The 15837-nt window shown below is 73.7% G+C and carries 15 protein-coding genes and 1 pseudogene; 9 read left to right on the plus strand and 7 right to left on the minus strand.

The genetic code is table 11. The annotated features are described in order from the left end of the window. Positions 1 to 21: 21 nt before the first annotated feature. From GA0070608_RS07520 to GA0070608_RS07530, 3 genes and pseudogenes are all read left to right on the plus strand, one after another. A complete protein-coding gene (locus tag GA0070608_RS07520; protein WP_091624001.1) occupies positions 22 to 666 on the plus strand; it encodes a DUF4241 domain-containing protein in 645 nt (214 codons plus the stop codon). 87 nt (positions 667 to 753) lie between these two features. After that, positions 754 to 1441: pseudogene (locus GA0070608_RS07525) on the plus strand (FKBP-type peptidyl-prolyl cis-trans isomerase). A gap of 162 nt (positions 1442 to 1603) precedes the next feature. After that, on the plus strand, positions 1604 to 2494 hold the full coding sequence (locus GA0070608_RS07530; RefSeq protein ID WP_425413224.1) for an SCO6745 family protein: 891 nt from the start codon (positions 1604 to 1606) through the stop codon (positions 2492 to 2494). Positions 2495 to 2503: 9 nt separating this feature from the next. On the opposite strand, the gene GA0070608_RS07535 is transcribed toward GA0070608_RS07530, so the two are convergent. After that, positions 2504 to 3244 carry a DUF981 family protein gene (locus tag GA0070608_RS07535; RefSeq protein ID WP_091624009.1) on the minus strand — a complete coding sequence of 247 codons (741 nt, stop codon included), beginning with the start codon at positions 3242 to 3244 and terminating at the stop codon, positions 2504 to 2506. Positions 3245 to 3468: 224 nt separating this feature from the next. Here GA0070608_RS07535 and GA0070608_RS07540 point away from each other — a divergent pair, with 224 nt between their 5' ends. Next, positions 3469 to 4482, plus strand: a complete 1014-nt coding sequence (locus GA0070608_RS07540; protein ID WP_091624013.1) for an NADPH:quinone reductase — start codon at positions 3469 to 3471, stop codon at positions 4480 to 4482. Positions 4483 to 4708: 226 nt separating this feature from the next. Here the strand turns inward: GA0070608_RS07540 and GA0070608_RS07545 are convergent, their stop codons facing one another. Beyond that, a complete protein-coding gene (locus tag GA0070608_RS07545) occupies positions 4709 to 6358 on the minus strand; it encodes a fatty acid--CoA ligase (protein WP_091624017.1) in 1650 nt (549 codons plus the stop codon). Positions 6359 to 6441: 83 nt separating this feature from the next. On the opposite strand from GA0070608_RS07545, the gene GA0070608_RS07550 reads away from it, so the two are divergent. Beyond that, positions 6442 to 6933 (plus strand): NUDIX domain-containing protein, encoded by a 492-nt coding sequence (locus tag GA0070608_RS07550; protein ID WP_091624022.1) that lies wholly within the window; start codon positions 6442 to 6444, stop codon positions 6931 to 6933. Positions 6934 to 7008: 75 nt separating this feature from the next. Here the strand turns inward: GA0070608_RS07550 and GA0070608_RS07555 are convergent, their stop codons facing one another. Both GA0070608_RS07555 and GA0070608_RS07560 read right to left on the minus strand, forming a co-directional pair. Continuing rightward, entirely contained in the window at positions 7009 to 8676 is a 1668-nt protein-coding gene (locus GA0070608_RS07555) for an MDR family MFS transporter (RefSeq protein ID WP_091624026.1), read from the minus strand. Positions 8677 to 8817: 141 nt separating this feature from the next. Next, positions 8818 to 9378, minus strand: coding sequence for a type 1 glutamine amidotransferase domain-containing protein (locus tag GA0070608_RS07560; protein WP_091624029.1), 561 nt, complete (start codon positions 9376 to 9378; stop codon positions 8818 to 8820). Positions 9379 to 9491: 113 nt separating this feature from the next. Here GA0070608_RS07560 and rfaE2 point away from each other — a divergent pair, with 113 nt between their 5' ends. Next, positions 9492 to 11264, plus strand: a complete 1773-nt coding sequence (rfaE2, locus tag GA0070608_RS07565) for a D-glycero-beta-D-manno-heptose 1-phosphate adenylyltransferase (protein ID WP_091624032.1) — start codon at positions 9492 to 9494, stop codon at positions 11262 to 11264. Beyond that, positions 11261 to 12139 (plus strand): glycosyltransferase, encoded by an 879-nt coding sequence (locus GA0070608_RS07570; RefSeq protein WP_091624035.1) that lies wholly within the window; start codon positions 11261 to 11263, stop codon positions 12137 to 12139. Before rfaE2 ends, GA0070608_RS07570 begins: the two co-directional genes overlap by 4 nt. Before the next feature lie 76 nt (positions 12140 to 12215). Here the strand turns inward: GA0070608_RS07570 and GA0070608_RS07575 are convergent, their stop codons facing one another. From GA0070608_RS07575 to GA0070608_RS07585, 3 genes are all read right to left on the minus strand, one after another. Beyond that, positions 12216 to 13328, minus strand: coding sequence for a glycosyltransferase family 9 protein (locus tag GA0070608_RS07575; protein ID WP_091624038.1), 1113 nt, complete (start codon positions 13326 to 13328; stop codon positions 12216 to 12218). Between the two features lie 8 nt (positions 13329 to 13336). Next, on the minus strand, positions 13337 to 13885 hold the full coding sequence (locus GA0070608_RS07580) for an Hsp20/alpha crystallin family protein (protein WP_091624041.1): 549 nt from the start codon (positions 13883 to 13885) through the stop codon (positions 13337 to 13339). Between the two features lie 102 nt (positions 13886 to 13987). After that, complete coding sequence (locus tag GA0070608_RS07585; RefSeq protein ID WP_091624044.1) at positions 13988 to 14494, minus strand: DUF2231 domain-containing protein; 507 nt, start codon at positions 14492 to 14494, stop codon at positions 13988 to 13990. A 144-nt stretch (positions 14495 to 14638) separates the two neighbouring features. Here GA0070608_RS07585 and GA0070608_RS07590 point away from each other — a divergent pair, with 144 nt between their 5' ends. Together GA0070608_RS07590 and GA0070608_RS33935 are read left to right on the plus strand one after the other, a co-directional pair. Next, complete coding sequence (locus tag GA0070608_RS07590) at positions 14639 to 15256, plus strand: pyridoxamine 5'-phosphate oxidase family protein (protein WP_091624047.1); 618 nt, start codon at positions 14639 to 14641, stop codon at positions 15254 to 15256. A 29-nt stretch (positions 15257 to 15285) separates the two neighbouring features. Continuing rightward, positions 15286 to 15606, plus strand: a complete 321-nt coding sequence (locus GA0070608_RS33935; protein WP_176733662.1) for a hypothetical protein — start codon at positions 15286 to 15288, stop codon at positions 15604 to 15606. The last annotated feature ends 231 nt before the right edge of the window (positions 15607 to 15837 follow it).

The following is a 15837-nucleotide window of genomic DNA, read 5'->3' on the forward strand; positions in this document are numbered from 1 at the left end:
ACCTGCCGCGAGAGGAACCCCATGCCGTACACCCCCGACCTGGACCGGCTGCTGACGCCCGGCGCCCACTTCGCCGACCAGCACGCCACGTACGTCATCGAGGTGCACCCGGTGGGCGATGTCGTGCTGCCGACGGGGCGGGTGGTCGGCTGCGACCCGGTGGCCTGCCCCGAGGACGAACCGTTCACGGTCGGGGTGGCTCCCGGCCGCTACCCGGCGCGGGCGTGGGTCGCCGTGGTGCGGGGCGAGGACACCGAGGCGGACCGGCGGGTGGCCGCCCTCCAACTGGTGATCCACGACGAGCCTGCGGTCCGCTGGGAGATGGCGCTGGTCGGTGACCAGGAACTCGCTGCCCTCAAGCCCGACGGCTGGTTCGGTTACGGGGTGGACACCGGCATCGGCACCCTGGCCGACCCGACCGCCCTGGCCGCCTTCGAGGCCTGGGACGAGGACGCGGTGACGGACGTCTTCGTCGCGGACAGTCCCGGTGACGGGCCGGTGCCGGGGCACGTCGCCGCAGTGCTCGACGAGGCGACCGGGGCCAACGTGGTGACGGTCTGGTCGGGCTGGGGCGACGGCTGCTACGGCACCTGGATCGGGCGCGGCGCGGACGGCCGGGTCACCTCGTTCGTGACCGACTTCATGGTGGTGCCGGGGCCGGCGTGACGGGTGCGGTGGTAACCACGACCGTCGAGGCGGCGCGGTGGGCGGCCGGGCGGGTACCGTGTGCGTCGGCTTTCCCCCGGCACTCGGATGCCGGCCACCACCTTCGCAGCAGGGAGTCGACGCCGTGAGCGAGCGTACGCAGAACCGGTCCCAGAAGTCGGAGCGGCGGCTGGCCGCCCAGTTGGCGGCGCAGAAGGCGGCCGAGGCGAAGCGCCGTCGGCAGGCCTGGGCCGGCGGGCTCGCCGGTGTCGCCGTGGTCGCGGTGCTGATCACCGTCTTCGTGACGATCGGGCGCAACGACGACGGCGACAAGAACCCGACGGCCAGCGGCCCGTCGGCGGGCGCGGACGCCAGCGCCCCGCCGGCCGCCGCCCCGGGTGCCCCGCAGCTCCCGGCGGGCGCGGACCCGGCCCTGGGCAGCAAGCCGACGGTCACCGCCGGCACGGGCGAGCTGACGAAGCTCATCGTGACCCCGCTGATCAAGGGCACCGGCCCGGCGGTGAAGGCCGGCCAGACGGTCACCGCGAACTACGTCGGCGTCTTCTTCAAGGACGGCAAGGAGTTCGACTCGTCCTGGAGCGAGGGCCAGCCGGTGCCCTTCCCCATCGGCGTCGGCGGGGTCATCCCGGGCTGGGACCAGGGCCTGGTCGGGGTGACCGTCGGCAGCCGCGTGCAGCTCGACATTCCGACCGAGCTGGCGTACGGCGAGAAGCCCACCGGGGGCCGCCCGGCCGGCCCGCTGCGCTTCGTGGTGGACGTGCTCGCGGCCCAGTGACCGGCCCGGCGCCCCGGGTGACCGGCCTGTTACCTCTCGGTAGCAGCCCGGTTCGCCCGGGATGTCGCCCGTCGTTGATGCAGTAGCCCACACGGGGCTTCCGGCCCCTTGCCCAGCCGCAGTAGGTTCGGCGTCACCCCCGGGCGGTCCGGCCTCCCGGGGATGATCGGACCGGACGCGGAGGTGCACGTGACGGCGCTGGACGACGCGGGGCGGGCCGCCCGGGTGATGTGGACGCACTACGAGCCGGTCCACGCGGTCACCTACTTCCATCCCCGTGCCCGGGCCGCCTTCGAGGCGGTCGGGTTGCGGGGCTTTTGGCGCGGCTACTTCGCGGGCCGGGCCGCGCCGCTCGGGCCCGCCGAGCCCGCGCCGGTGATCGCGGCGTTCTTCAGCTTCGCCCCGCACACGGTGGCGCGGGCGCTGCCGGCCGTCTGGCGGCTGGCCACCCCGCAGGAGGCGCTGCGGGCGCGGCTCACCGGCGCGGTGCAGGCGCTGGCCGAGCTGACCTACCAGCTGCCCGAGTCGCACCTGGTGGAGGCCGCCGAGCTGCTGGAGGCCGCCGCCGCCGAGGCGGAGCCCGCCGGCCGGGTGCTCGGTGCCGCCAACGCCGCCCTGCCGCGCGGTGAGTACCCGCTGGCCCGGCTCTGGCAGGCCGCCACCACGCTGCGGGAGCAACGCGGTGACGGGCACGTGGCGGCGCTGGTCGCGGCCGATTTCGACCCGGTGGAGACGCTGGCCTGGCGGGCCGCTGTCGGCATGTCCCCGCTGAACCTGCTCGGGCGGGGATGGACCGAGGAGCAGTGGGCCGCCGCCCGCACCCGGCTGGCCGGGCGGGGCTGGCTGACCCCGGACGGCGAGCCGACCGAGCAGGGACTGGCCCGGTTCGAGGCGATCGAGGACGCCACCGACGCCGCCGCCGCCCGCCCTTGGCGGACGCTGGGTCCGGAGCGTACCGAGCGGCTGCGCGAGCTGCTCGAACCGATCGCGCTCGCCGGCCACACGGTCATCCCGGAGGGCAACCCGATCGGCCTGCCCGCACTGCGCAGCTGACCACGGCGGCTACTGGGTGTTGACGATCAGCCCGATGTGGGTGAAGTAGTTCAACGCGCCGAAGAGCAGGAACGCGAGTCCGGCGAGGCCCCAGGCCCAGCCCGCGATCAACAGCAGCGTGCGTTGCAGGCGGCGCAGCGCGAACGGGAAGAGCACGGCGCCGACCCCGACCAGCACGTAGAGGCCGGAGATGAAGGTCGCCTCCACCAGGGGGTAGTCGGCGAACTGCCCAGAGATCGGTTCTTCCGGCGGCGCCGCGAAGAGGGTGTACGTCCAGCCGGCGGCGGCGATCGCGAAGCAGGCGAGGCCGAGCCCGAAGATGAACACCGACATCGGCCCGATGAGCCCCCGCACGTACCGCATCCGTGCGTCGCCGGCCGCCTCTTCGTCCGGGACCGCTGACGCGAAGAGCGGCGCCCGACGCCACAGCACGAAGCCGATGGCCAGCATCAGTACGCCGAAGGCCAGCGCGGGTTCCCCGAAGATGATGTTGTCGAATGCGAAGCCCCCGCTGGCCAGGGGCCAGGTGAGGGTCATGTGCAGCCCGGTCGCGGCGAGGATGGCGCCGGGGACGATGAAGGCCATCGCCCATCCCTCGGGGACGATGTCCCGGCGTTGTAGCAGTTGCCGGCCGAACGTGACGATCAGCAGCAGGCCGGCGCCTGCGGCGAGCGCCATGATCGTGTTGTAGGTGGGCATCTCCACCCAATTGATCTTCAGGCCGTCCTGGGCGAGCGTCTCCGTCGTCATGCCGCCTCCAGCGCAGTCGAGGTCCACCGCTCACCGAGGGCGGCGCCCACCGACCGCCCTGTCCCCGTTGTGAGCTGCGGGAAACCCCCTTGCGCAGAAGCCAACGCAGGTCAGCGGGGCTTTCACCGGTTCGACCGACGGGCGTACCGGATTGATCGGGGCCTACCGGGGTAGGGCGGAACGCACGTCCCGACGTGAGGAGACCCCGACGTGAGGAGACGACGATGAGGGCGATCGTGTACGAGACCGGCGGCGACGCGTCGGTGCTGCGCCTGGTCGACCGACCGGTGCCCGAACCGGGGCCGGGCGAGGTCCTGATCCGGGTGGCTGTCTCCGGGGTCAACCCGACGGACTGGAAGTCCCGCCGGCAGGACCCGCCGGCCGGCTGGCAGATCCCCGGCCAGGACGGCGCCGGGATCGTGGAGGCGGTCGGCGAGGGCGTCGACCGGGATCTGATCGGCGAACGGGTCTGGCTGTGGGAGGCCGCGTGGCAACGGCCGTGGGGCACCGCCGCCGAGTACACGGTGGTGCCGGTCCGGCAGGCGGTGCCCCTGGGCGACGCCTCCTTCGAGCTGGGGGCCTGCCTGGGCATCCCCTTCCTCACCGCGCACCGGTGCCTGACCGCCGGCGAGTACGCGCCGGACCGGCTGCACGCGGGTGCGCTCAGCGACCACACGGTGCTCGTGCAGGGCGGGGCGGGCGCGGTGGGCAACGCCGCCATCCAGCTCGCCCGATGGGCGGACGCCTGCGTGGTCGCCACGGTCAGCAGCCCGGAGAAGGCGCAGTTGGCGGCGGCGGCCGGCGCGTCCCTCGTGGTCGACTACCGGACGCAGGACGTGGTCGAGGAGGTCCGCAAGATCGCACCCGACGGGGTGCACACGATCGTCGAGGTCTCCGCGGCGCGCAACGCCGCCACCGATGTCCAGTTGCTCCGGCGCGGCGGCGCGATCTGCGTCTACGCCGACAACGGCGGGGACGAGGTGACCCTGCCGATCCGGCCGTTGATGGCGCCGAACGCACGGTTGCAGTTCGTGCTCGTCTACACCGAGCCGAAGGTGGCCAAGGCCCAGGCGGTGGTGGACGTGGCCGCCGCGGTGGCGCAGGGCGGGATCCGGGTGGGCGAGGACGCCGGGCTGCCGCTGCACCACCACCCGCTCTCGGCGGCCGGCGCGGCGCACCAGGCGGTGGAGAACTCGGTGGTCGGCAAGGTGCTGATCACCACCAGCGGGGACGAGTGACGGCGGGGACGCGGAGGCGGACCGACGGCGACGACCGACGAAACCCCGCCGAGCTGGGCGGATTTCCCCGTCACCGGGACAGAGGCGAACAACTTTCGCAACAATGACGGTGCGGGTCACCCGCATGGAACGGGCGGCCCCGGCGCGGTGCGAACGCCGGGGCCGCCCCTGGGGAGGGATTTCAGGAGTGGTCCCTACCCGACAGGCGACGGTGCGCCTGAGAACGTTACGGGGCGGTCAGCTCCCGGACACTCAGTTCGCCCCCGGCGTACCGGGAACGCACCACCTTCTTGTCGAACTTGCCCACGCTGGTCTTCGGCACCGCGTCGACGACGGCCCAGCGCTCCGGCAACTGCCAGCGGGCCACCGCCCCGGCGAGGAACTCCCGCAGCTCCTCGGCCGTGGCCGACGCCCCCTCACGCAGCACCACGGTGGCCAGCGGACGCTCGCCCCAGCGCTCGTCGGGCACCCCGACCACGCAGGCCTCCAGCACCGCCGGGTGGGCCATCAGGGCGTTCTCCAGCTCGACCGAGGAGATCCACTCGCCGCCGGACTTGATGACGTCCTTGGCCCGGTCGGTGAGCGTGATGTAGCCGTCCGGCGAGAGGGTGCCGACGTCTCCGGTACGCAGCCAGCCGTCGCGGAACTTCTCCTCGTCCGGGGTGTCGTCGCCGACGTACCGGGCGGTCACCCACGGGCCGCGGACCTCCAGCTCACCGACGGACGTCCCGTCGGCGGGCAGCGGCTCGCCCAGCGGGCCGACGATCCGGGCCTCGACCCCGGCCGGCACCCGGCCCTGCGTGTAGCGGTAGCGCCAGGCCTCCTCGCCGCCCGCCCCGGCCGGCGGGCGGGACACCGAGCCCAGCGGGGACGTCTCCGTCATCCCCCAGGCGTGGATGACGTCGATCCCGTGCCGCTCGGCGAACGCGTGCATCAGCGCCGGCGGGCAGGCCGAACCGCCGACGATCGCCTCCCGCAGCGAGGAGCTGTCCACGTCGTGGGTGTCCAGGTGGGCGAGCAGGTCGGTCCAGATGGTCGGCACCGCACCGGCCAGGGTGGGCCGCTCGGCGGCGATCATGTCGGCGATCGGCGCGGCCTGGAGGAACCGGTCCGGCATGATCAGCGACGCCCCGGAGAGGAAGGCCGCGTACGGCAGCCCCCAGGACATCGCGTGGAACATCGGCACGATGGCCAGCTCACGGTCGGTCGGGCCGAGACCGAACCCCTCCGGCATGCAGATCTGTAGGGAGTGCAGGTAGATCGAGCGGTGCGAGTAGGCCACGCCCTTCGGGTTACCGGTGGTCCCGGAGGTGTAGCAGAGAGCGGCGGCGTCGCGTTCGTCCACCTCCGGCCAGTCGTAGCTGTCCGGGCGGTCGGCCAGCAGCGCGTCCCAGTGGTGTACGACGATCCGGTCGCCGGCCGCCGCCGTCAGCGGGGCCGGATCCCCGCCGCCGACCACCACCACGTGCCGCACGGTGATCAGCTCACCGATCACCCGGGCCAGCAGCGGGATGAGCGTCGAGTCGACCAGCACCACCCGGTCCTCGGCGTGGTTGGCGATGTAGGTGACCTGGTCCGGGAAGAGCCGGATGTTGAGGGTGTGCAGCACCGCGCCCATGCTGGGCACCGCGAAGTACGCCACCAGGTGCTCGGCGTTGTTCCACATGAAGGTGGCGACCCGCTCGTCACCGGTGACACCGCACTCGTCGCGCAGCGCGTGGGCCAGCCGGGCCGCCGTCCGCCCGACCTCGGCGTACGTCATCCGGCGCGGCTCGCCGCCCGTCCAGGTGACCACTTCCGCCGTCCCGTGCACGCTCGCGCCGTGGCCGAGGATCCGGGAGACCTGGAGGGGGGCGTCCATCATCGTGCTACGCATGAGTAACAAGCTAGTGTCGCCAGTCACAGGTTGGGAACCCTGGAAAGCCGGTCGACCCCGGACCGGGCCCGTAAATTGTCCGGGTGAGCATCTCCTGGGCCGATTCGTACGTGGGACAGCTGCGCGCCCTCGCCGGTGACCGGACGCTGATGTTCGTCGGCGCCCGCGCCGTGGCCCGGGACAACGCGGGACGCCTCCTGCTGATCCAGCGCTCCGACAACGGACAGTGGGCCATGCCCGCCGGGGCGATGGAGCTGGGCGAGTCGATCGCCGACTGCGCCGTCCGCGAGGTACGCGAGGAGACCGGGCTGCGCGCGCTGCGGGTCAGCGCCTTCGCCCTCTACACCGGCCCGGACCGCACCCACACCAACATGTACGGCCACACGTACCAGATCTTCACGGCGGCGTTCCGGGTCGACGAGTGGGACGGCGAGCTGGCCCGGATCACCGACGAGACGACCGACGCCGGCTTCTTCCACCGACGCCAACTCCCCGCCCCGCTCTCGCCGAGCGTCCCCGAGACCCTCGCCGACCTGGACGTCTTCGAGCAGACCAACCGGCTGATCCTCAAGTAGCGCGCGGCTCCCCAACGGGCGGCGCCTCCGGTAGCGGGCGGCTCCCCAGCCAGCGGGCGGCGGCATCCGCCCCGGTCAGAGCATCGTCTGGCTCTTCGCCTCCATCTCGGTGGCGGCCTCCTCCTTCGACTCCTTGGCCAGCGGCTTGCCGCCGGGCGCCGGGCCCTCGCCACCGAGGCCGTCCGTGCCGCCCGTGGAGCCGCCCGGTCCCGCGCCGCGCAACTTCTCGTTCGGCAGCGCCAGGGTGACCAGCACCGCCACGATCGCGATCAGGCCGGTGGTCAGGAAGACCAGGTGCAGCGACTCGACGAACGCCGCCTGGACGGCCGCCCGCACCGGGGCGGGCAGCGCCAGGATGGTGGCCGGATCGTTGATCGAGACGTCCGCCCCGCCGCCCGCCGCCACCGCGGCCTGCTGCTGCGGCGGCAGTTGGGCGATCGCGCCCGGCAGCCGGTCGGCGAGTTCCGAGGTGAGCCGGGACGACAGCACCGCGCCGAGGATGGCGACGCCGAACGAGCCGCCCAGCGACCGGAAGAACGTCGCCGACGAGGTGCCCGCGCCCAGGTCCCGCATCGAGACGGAGTTCTGTACGGCCAGGATCAGCGACTGCATGCAGAGCCCCAGCCCGACGCCGATCACGACCATGAAGCCGAACGCCAACCAGAGCGAGGTGTCCACCTCCAGCCGGGTGAACAGCAGCATGCCGACCAGCAGCACCGCCGCGCCGGCCACCGGGAACCACTTGTAGCGCCCGATCCGGCTCATCGCCCGACCGGTCAGCACCGAGGTGACGATGATGCCGGCCATCATCGGCAGCATCAGCAGGCCGCTGCGGGTCGGCGAGGCGCCCCGGACGATCTGGAGATAGAGCGGAATGAAGATGATCGAGCCGAACATCACCAGGCCGAGCACGAAGCCGGCCGAGTTGGCCAGCGCGAACGTGGCGGAGCGGAACAGCCGCAGCGGCAGGATCGGCTCGGCGACCCGGGCCTCCTGGAGCACGAAGAGCACGCCGAGCACCACGCCCGCGACGAAGAGGCCGACGATCACGCCGGAGCCCCAGGCGTACTCGTTGCCGCCCCAGCTCAGCGCGAGCAGCAGGCAGCTCACCCCGGCGACCAGCAGCGCCGCGCCGAGCCAGTCGATCGTGTGGTCGCGCCGGGTGAACGGGACCAGCCGCAGCACCCGGGAGCACACGATGATCGCCAGGATCCCCAGCGGCAGGTTGATGTAGAAGATCCACCGCCAGTCGGTCTCGGCGAAGTAGCCGCCGACCAACGGGCCGGCGACCGAGGAGACGCCGAAGACCGCCCCGAACAGCCCCTGGTAGCGACCGCGTTCCCGGGGCGACACCACGTCCGAGATGATGGTGAACGCGAGCGTCATCAGGCCGCCCGCGCCGAGACCCTGGATTCCCCGGGTGGCGATGAGCTGGGTCATGTCCTGCGACAGGCCGGCCAGCAGCGAGCCGAGCAGGAACGTGCCGATGGAGAAGAGGAAGACGGGACGCCGCCCGTACAGGTCGGCCATCTTGCCGTAGAGCGGCGTCGAGGCCGTGGAGGCGAGCAGGTACGCGGTCACCACCCACGAGTAGTGGTTGATCCCGCCCAGCTCGCCCACGATGGTCGGCAGCGCGGTGCCGACGATGGTCTGGTCGAGCGCGGCCAGCAGCATGCCGGTCATCAGGCCGAACATCAGCAGCCGGATCTGCCGCGCGCCGAGCGCCGGGGCTTGCGTGGTCATCCCGCCTCCTTTCCCCGCCCACCCGGAACATGCCTGCGGAACAGCGTCCACCTTGCCGGTCGTGAAGTCGACGGCACTCGGCGGCCGGCCTCACGACCAACGAGGCGACGCTCGGCCGCCGACCTCACGACCAACGATCGGTCAGCGGGACGAGTGCGGGCCCGCGGCGAACTCTTCGACGATCTTGGCGCAGAAGGCCGGCAGGTCGTCCGGCTTACGGCTGCTGACCAGGCCGTCGTCCGTCACCACCTGCTCGTCGACCCAGTCCGCGCCGGCGTTGGCCAGGTCGGTGCGCAGGCTGGGCCAGGAGGTGATCCGGCGGCCCCGCACCACGTCCGCCTCGATCAGCGTCCACGGCCCGTGGCAGATCACGCCGACCGGCTTGCCGGCGTCGAAGAACGCCTTCACGAAGCGGACCGCGTCCGCGTCGGTCCGCAGGAAGTCCGGGTTCGCCACCCCGCCGGGCAGCACCAGCGCGTCGTAGCCGCCGGCGTCCGCGTCGGCCGCCGTCACGTCCACGTCGTACGTCCCGGACTGGTCCAGGTGGTTGAAGGACCGGATGGTGCCGGGCTTGAGCGAGACCAGCACCGCCGTGGCGCCGGCCTTCTCCACCGCCTCGCGGGGCTGGACGTACTCGACCTCCTCGACGCCGTCGGCGGCCAGGAACGCGATCCGCTTGCCCTGAAGTGTCGTCGCTGCCATCTTGGTGTCTCTCCTCTCGGGGGTACCGTCCGTCCCTTCCCGGCGGCCGGTGCCCGAAACCCGTGGCCGGCGGCACAGGTTTGGCCCGGATGCCCCGGGGGACCCGGGACGGCATGGCAGGAGGAGCAGCGGAACAGCGCCGGCTCGCCGCAGTGGTGGAGGGCTGGCTGGGACGTCCCGTTCTGATCGTGGGCGACGCCATGCTCGACGAGTGGCGGTTCGCCGAGTCCGACCGGCTCTGCCGGGAGGCGCCCGCCCCCGTCCTCACTCTGCGCCGGCGGATCTCCGCAGCCGGTGGGGCGGCGAACACCGCCGTCAACGTCGCCACGCTCGGGGGCCGGGCGGTGCTGGTGGCGCCGGTCGGAGCGGACGTGGCCGGCGACGAACTGCACGACTGTCTGGACCGGGCCGGCGTCTGGGACCGTACGGTCAACCAGCCCGGCCGCCCGACGCCGGTGAAGCGACGGATGCTGGCGGGCAACCAGATCCTGCTCCGGGAGGACTCCGGCGACCCCGACGACGCGCTCGACGACGACGGGGTGGCCCGGCTGCTCACCGCGCTGGACTGCGCCACCGAGGAGCTGCGCGCCGCCGGCGGCGAGGCGCCGACCCTGGTGGTCTGCGACTACGGCCTGGGCGCGCTGCCCGCGCCGGTCCGCGCGTGGCTGGTCGCCCACCGGGAGCGGTACGCGACGGTCGCGCTGGACGCCCACGACCTGGCCGACTGGCGCGGCCTGGCCCCGACCGTGGTGACCCCCAGCTTCGCCGAGGCGACCCGGCTGCTCGCCCGGGCCGCCGGTGCCCGCCCGGCGCCGGGCGTCGAGCTGCACCTGGACCATCCGGACGGCGATCCGGCCGACGGTCCCTCCGAGCTCACGGTGGGGGTCTCCCCCGGCGGGGCCGGCCGCACCGGGCTCGGGGCGACCGGCGAGCCGACGCCCGGCGAGGGCCGGGTGGCGATGACCGGGAACGGGCTCACCGTGACCGGCACCGGCGTCACCGTGAACGCCACCGTCGGCGAGGGCGTCGACCGGGCCGTACTGGCCGAGTCCCGGCTCGCCGAACTGCGCGCGCACACCGGCGCGGACGTGGTGGCGGTGACCCTGGACACCGACGGCGCGGTGGTCGGCGGGGCGGACGGCGAGCCCCGGCGCAGCCACAGCACCCCGGTGCCGGCCAGCCACGCGGTCGGGGCGGGCGACGCGTACCTGGCGGCGATGACGCTGGCGCTGGCCGCCGACGCGCCACTGCCCACCGCCGCCCAGCTGGCCCAGCTCGCCGCGACCGTCACCGTCTCGGACACCGGCACCTGCGTGTGCCGCCGGGAGGACCTGTTCGACGCGCTGGGCGCACCGGGCGACGGGGCGGTCCACCGGGCGCTGGTCGGCACCGACGAGCTGGCCACGCTCGTCGAGGAGCACCGCCGGGCGGGCCGCGCGATCGTCTTCACCAACGGCTGCTTCGACGTGCTGCACCGCGGTCACGTGCGCTACCTGGAGCAGGCCCGCGCGCTCGGCGACCTGCTGGTGGTGGCGGTCAACTCCGACGGCAGCGTACGGCGGCTGAAGGGCCCCGACCGGCCGGTGAACCCGGTCGAGGACCGGATCGCCCTGCTCGCCGCACTGGCGTGCGTCGACCACGTGGTGGTCTTCGAGGAGGACTCCCCGGCCGGGCTGATCGAGACCGTCCGCCCCGACGTGTACGTCAAGGGCGGCGACTACCCGCCGGAGATGGTGCCCGAGGCGCCGCTGGTACGCCGACTCGGCGGGCAGGTCCGCACCCTCGGGTACGTCCCCGACCGGTCCACCTCGGCGATCATCGACCGGATCCGGTCGCACGGCCACGAGCCCCAGCCGGACACCTCCCTGACGAGCAAGCCGTCGTGAGTCGCCCGCTCGACCTCGGCACGGCCGGGCGGTTCCGCGCCGAACGGCTGCTCGACGTGCTGGTCCCGACCCGCAACCGGCCCGCCGAACTGGCGGTCACCCTCTCCGGGCTGGCCGCCCAGGAGGGCCTGCCCGGTTTCGGCGTGGTGGTCAGCGACCAGTCCGACGGCGACGCCGCGTACCGGCATCCGGCGGCGGCCACCATGGTCCGGGCGCTGCGCCACCGGGGGCACCCGGTGCTGCTGACCCGCCGGCTGCCCAGGCGCGGGCTGGCCGAGCACCGGGCATACCTGCTGGCCGCGTCCGCCGCCCGGTACGTGCTCTGCCTCGACGACGACGTCTGGCTGCAGCCGGGCACGCTGCGCCGGCTGGTCACCGCCATCGAGGAACTGGGCTGCGGCTTCGTCGGCAACGCGGTGCACGGGCTGTCGTACGCCGACGACGTCCGGCCGGAGACACACCGGCACTACGAGGAGTGGACCGGCCCGCCCGCCCCGGAACGGATCCGCCCGGGCACTTCGCAGTGGGAGCGGGCGTCGATCCATTCGGCGGCGAACCTGCTGCACGTCACGCGGCAACTGGACCTGCCGGCGGGGGCCTGGCGGGCGTACAAGGTGTCCTGGATCGGCGGCTGCGTGCTCTACGACCGGGCGAAGCTGGTCGACTCCGGCGGGTTCGACTTCTGGCGGCGGGTGCACGAGAAACACCAGGGCGAGGACGTCGCCGCCCAGCTCGCCGTGCTGGCGCGCTTCGGCGGCGCCGGCGTCCTGCCCAGCGGCGCGTACCACCTGGAGTCGCCGACCACGGTCACCGACCGGGACGTGGAGGCGTGGGAGGTCGTGCTCGCCGAGGACGACGCCGCCCAGCCGGCCTGAGGCCGGCGCGGGCATCCCACGCGCGGCGGACGGCGGCGGCGTTCAGGGCGCGCCGGGCTCCGGGAGTCGGTCGCCGTCACCGAGGCCGGCGGAGCAGCTCGCGGGCCGACTCCACCACCTCGGCCACCGGCACGTCGGTGACGAAGGAGTCCCGGTGCGGGCAGTCGCCGTCGCCGGGGCGGTGCGGGTAGATGCCCGGGGTGCAGTCCACCCCGCAGACCGGGCAGAGCACCGTCCACGAACAGATCGGCCGGTGCCGGCCGCGCAGCGGGTTCGCCACCGTGATCAGGTTGCCGACCCAGTAGATGCCGACGGTCGCGGTGCCCACGGCGGCGGCCAGGTGCAGCGGCCCGGTGTCGTTGGAGACCACCAGCTCGCAGCCGGCGTAGCAGCCGGCCAGCCCGCCGAGGCTGAGCGTGCCCACCTGCGGACGGACCGGCACCCTGGCCGCCCCGACCACCCGATCCACCACCTCCTGCTCGGCGGGGGTGCCGGTGACCAGCACCTCGTACCCGTCGCCGACCAGCTCGCGGGCGACCTCGGCGAAGCGTTCGGCGGGCCATCGCCGGCGGGTGTCCGTGGCGCCGGGGTGCAGCGCCACCCTCGGCCGCTCCGCCGGGCCGAGCACGTCGGCCGCCTCGGCCCGGTCGGCGTCGGTCACGGCCAGCACCGGGACGATCGTGGTGGCGCCCGCGCCGACGAGCCCGGCCACCTCCAGGTAGCGGATCACCTCGTACTGGTAGTAGACGTACCGGATCCAGCGGTCCAGTGGCGGCGCGTCCGCGGCGCGCAGCCCGGCGGTGACCCGCGCGCCGAGGGCGCCGACGAACGGGTTGGAATTGGCACCGCCGCCGTGCAGCTGCAACGCCAGGTCGAAGCGTTCCTCACGGGCGGCGGCGAGGAACGCGTCCGGCGTCGACTCCGGCTCGCCCGGCTCCGGGTGGCGGATCCCCGGCGCGGGCGGCACCACCAGCACGCGGTCCACCGGGCCGGGCCGCTCCCGCCAGAGCTTCGCGTGCCACGGCGCACCGAGCAGCACGATCTCCGCTTCCGGGTACGCGCCCCGCAACGCGTCCAGCGTCGGCAGGACGAAGATGAAGTCGCCGAGCGCGTTGGCGCGCAGCACGGCGATCCGCTCGACGTCGGGCACGAGCCCGGTGGCCGGGCCGAGCAGGTCCGGGGTGACCACGTCGCCCGTTACGGCTGGACCGTATCGCCGACGGCGATGTCCGGGCGGTGCATCTCCCGGTCCGCGGCCGGGTCGACGACGCTCGGCGTACCCCCGACGGGGCCGGTGGAACGGGGGCCGGTACGGCCGACGGTGATGGTGCGCGGCCCGGGCCGGGTGGCCCGGGGCAGCCGCACCCGGAGCAGGCCGTGGTCCATCACCGCGTCGATGGCGTCGGGGTCCACCCGGGACGGCAGGTCGACCCGGTATTCGAAGCCCCGGGTCTCGAAGCCGCCGGGGATACCGTGGTCGGCGTTGACCTCGGCCTCGGAGCGGGCCCGGACGCAGAGCTCACGGTCGTCCAGCTCGACGGCCACCTCCTCCGGTGCCACGCCGGGCAGCCGCACCACGACCTCCCAGCCGTCGGCGGTCTCGGCCAGCTCGACTTCCGGTGGCCCGGCCCGACCGCCGACCAGCCGGCGCAACTCCGTACGCAGGGACTGGAGCTCACCCATCGGGTCCCAGCCCTGCTGCCGGCCGCGCCAGCCCCGGCCAGCCCCTCCGCCCTGCTCGCTCATGACGGCCCTCCGCTGCGCTCCGTGCCGCCATGAGGCACCACCGCACTGAGCCCGATGACTCGCTCGCTGCGCTCGCTCATGACGGCCCTCCGCTGCGCTCGCTCATTGCCTCTCTCCGATCCGTTGGATGGCCGCGGTTGATCGCAGTGAGCTGGGCGCGTCCAGGCCGGCGTCCCGGTCCACGCCGACGCCGAGCCGGTCGACGAGTTCCCCGCCCAGCCAGGCGCTGACGCCGAGGATGGCCAGCGCGACCACCTCGATGGCGATCAGCGCGCCACCGGCGGCCCGGGAGTCGGCGTTGAGCCGGACCACCCAGACCGCGGCGAAGAGCAGGATCACCGCCAGGTTGGCGGCGGCGTGGGTCAGCGCCACCCGCTTCGCGCGGGTGGCCGACGGGATGGCCAGCAGGTCGAACGTCCCGGCCACCGCGGCCAGCAGGCCGCCGATCAGGCCGACGGTGATGTTCCAGTACGCGACCTCGCCGAGGAAGTCCGGCCCGCCGACGGTGTCCACCAGGTCGAACAGGACGGCGGTGACCAGCAGGCCGACGGGAAACATGACCAACATCGGGTGGAGGGGATGGCCCAGCACCTTGAGTCGGCTCTCCATCGGGCCTCCACTGCTCGGTCTCTCCGGGCGGGTCGGGTGAGGCGGTACCCCAGCCCGGGCGGGACAAACCTCGCGCCGGCCGCGCCCATAGGCTGGCGGTCGGCGGGCAGGCCGCCACTGGCTCAACGCACAGGGGAGGATCACGTGACGGTGGAGATCACCTCGCACGAGGAACTGCGCGAGCTGCTGGGGGCGCCGGTGGCGAGGGCGCTTGCCAAGGAGCGGCCCGTCCTGCACCCCCGGGACCGGGACTGGCTGGCCGCCTCGCCGTTCTGTCTGGTGGCGACGGCGGGCGCGGACGGCAGTTGCGACGTCTCGCCGAAGGGCGACCCGCCCGGCTTCGCGCTGGTGCTGGACGAACGGACCATCGCCATTCCGGAGCGGCCGGGCAACAGGCGTGCCGACGGCTACCGCAACATCCTGGACAACCCGCACGTCGGGCTGATCTTCCTGATTCCCGGGCGTACCGACACGCTGCGGATCAACGGCCGGGCCCGGCTGGTCCGCGACGCGCCGTGGTTCGACGACATGGTGGTCAAGGGGCACCGCCCGGTCCTTGCCGTGGTGGTGGAGATCGAGCAGATCTTCTACCACTGCGCCAAGGCGTTCCTGCGTTCACAGCTGTGGCAGCCGGAGAGCTGGCAGCCGGACGTGCTGCCGTCCCGGGCCCGGCTGGTCAAGGAGGTCGAATACCCGGCGGCGGACCTGGCGGACCTGGAACGCCACTACGGCCCGGACTACGCCACCACCATCTACACCTGAGTTCTCGCCCCGCCCCGGACGCCATGGTCATGTTCGACCTCGAAATTTCGGCACACCGACCCCCGGTTGATCGCCCCGTCCCGTCCCTTCCCGGCGGCCCGGCGGCCGGGGCGGCCGGCGGCGGGGCGGCCGGCGGCGGGGCGGCCGGCGGCGGGGCGGCCGGCGGCGGGGGCGGCGGGGCGGCCGGCGGCGGGGTGGCGGGCGGCGGGGGCGGCGGGGTGGCGGGCGGCGGGGTGGCGGGCGGCGGGGGCGGCGGAGCGGCCGGCGGCGGGGTGGCGGCAACGCCCTCGGGTCAGCGCGGCAACCCGCCACCTCTCAGTCCGCCACTGACTCGGCTCACCTTCCACTGACTCGGCTTAACCATCTAGCGAGCGCCCTGGTGATCAGGACGCCATGGACGTTAAAACCGCCGGGTAGCGTCCATGGCGTCCTGATCACGTTTGGCGGCGGCGGGGGAGCGCACCGCCGCCCGCGCTGATTCACTTTCCGATGCGGCATTCCAGGGTTGCGTCCGCCACTAGACGGATAATTCGGGGCAGAAAGTCAGTACGCCGTCCGCCGCGAAGCGCAGCACCCACCAG

Source organism: Micromonospora peucetia, assembly GCF_900091625.1.
GTDB classification, from domain to species: Bacteria; Actinomycetota; Actinomycetes; order Mycobacteriales; family Micromonosporaceae; genus Micromonospora; species Micromonospora peucetia.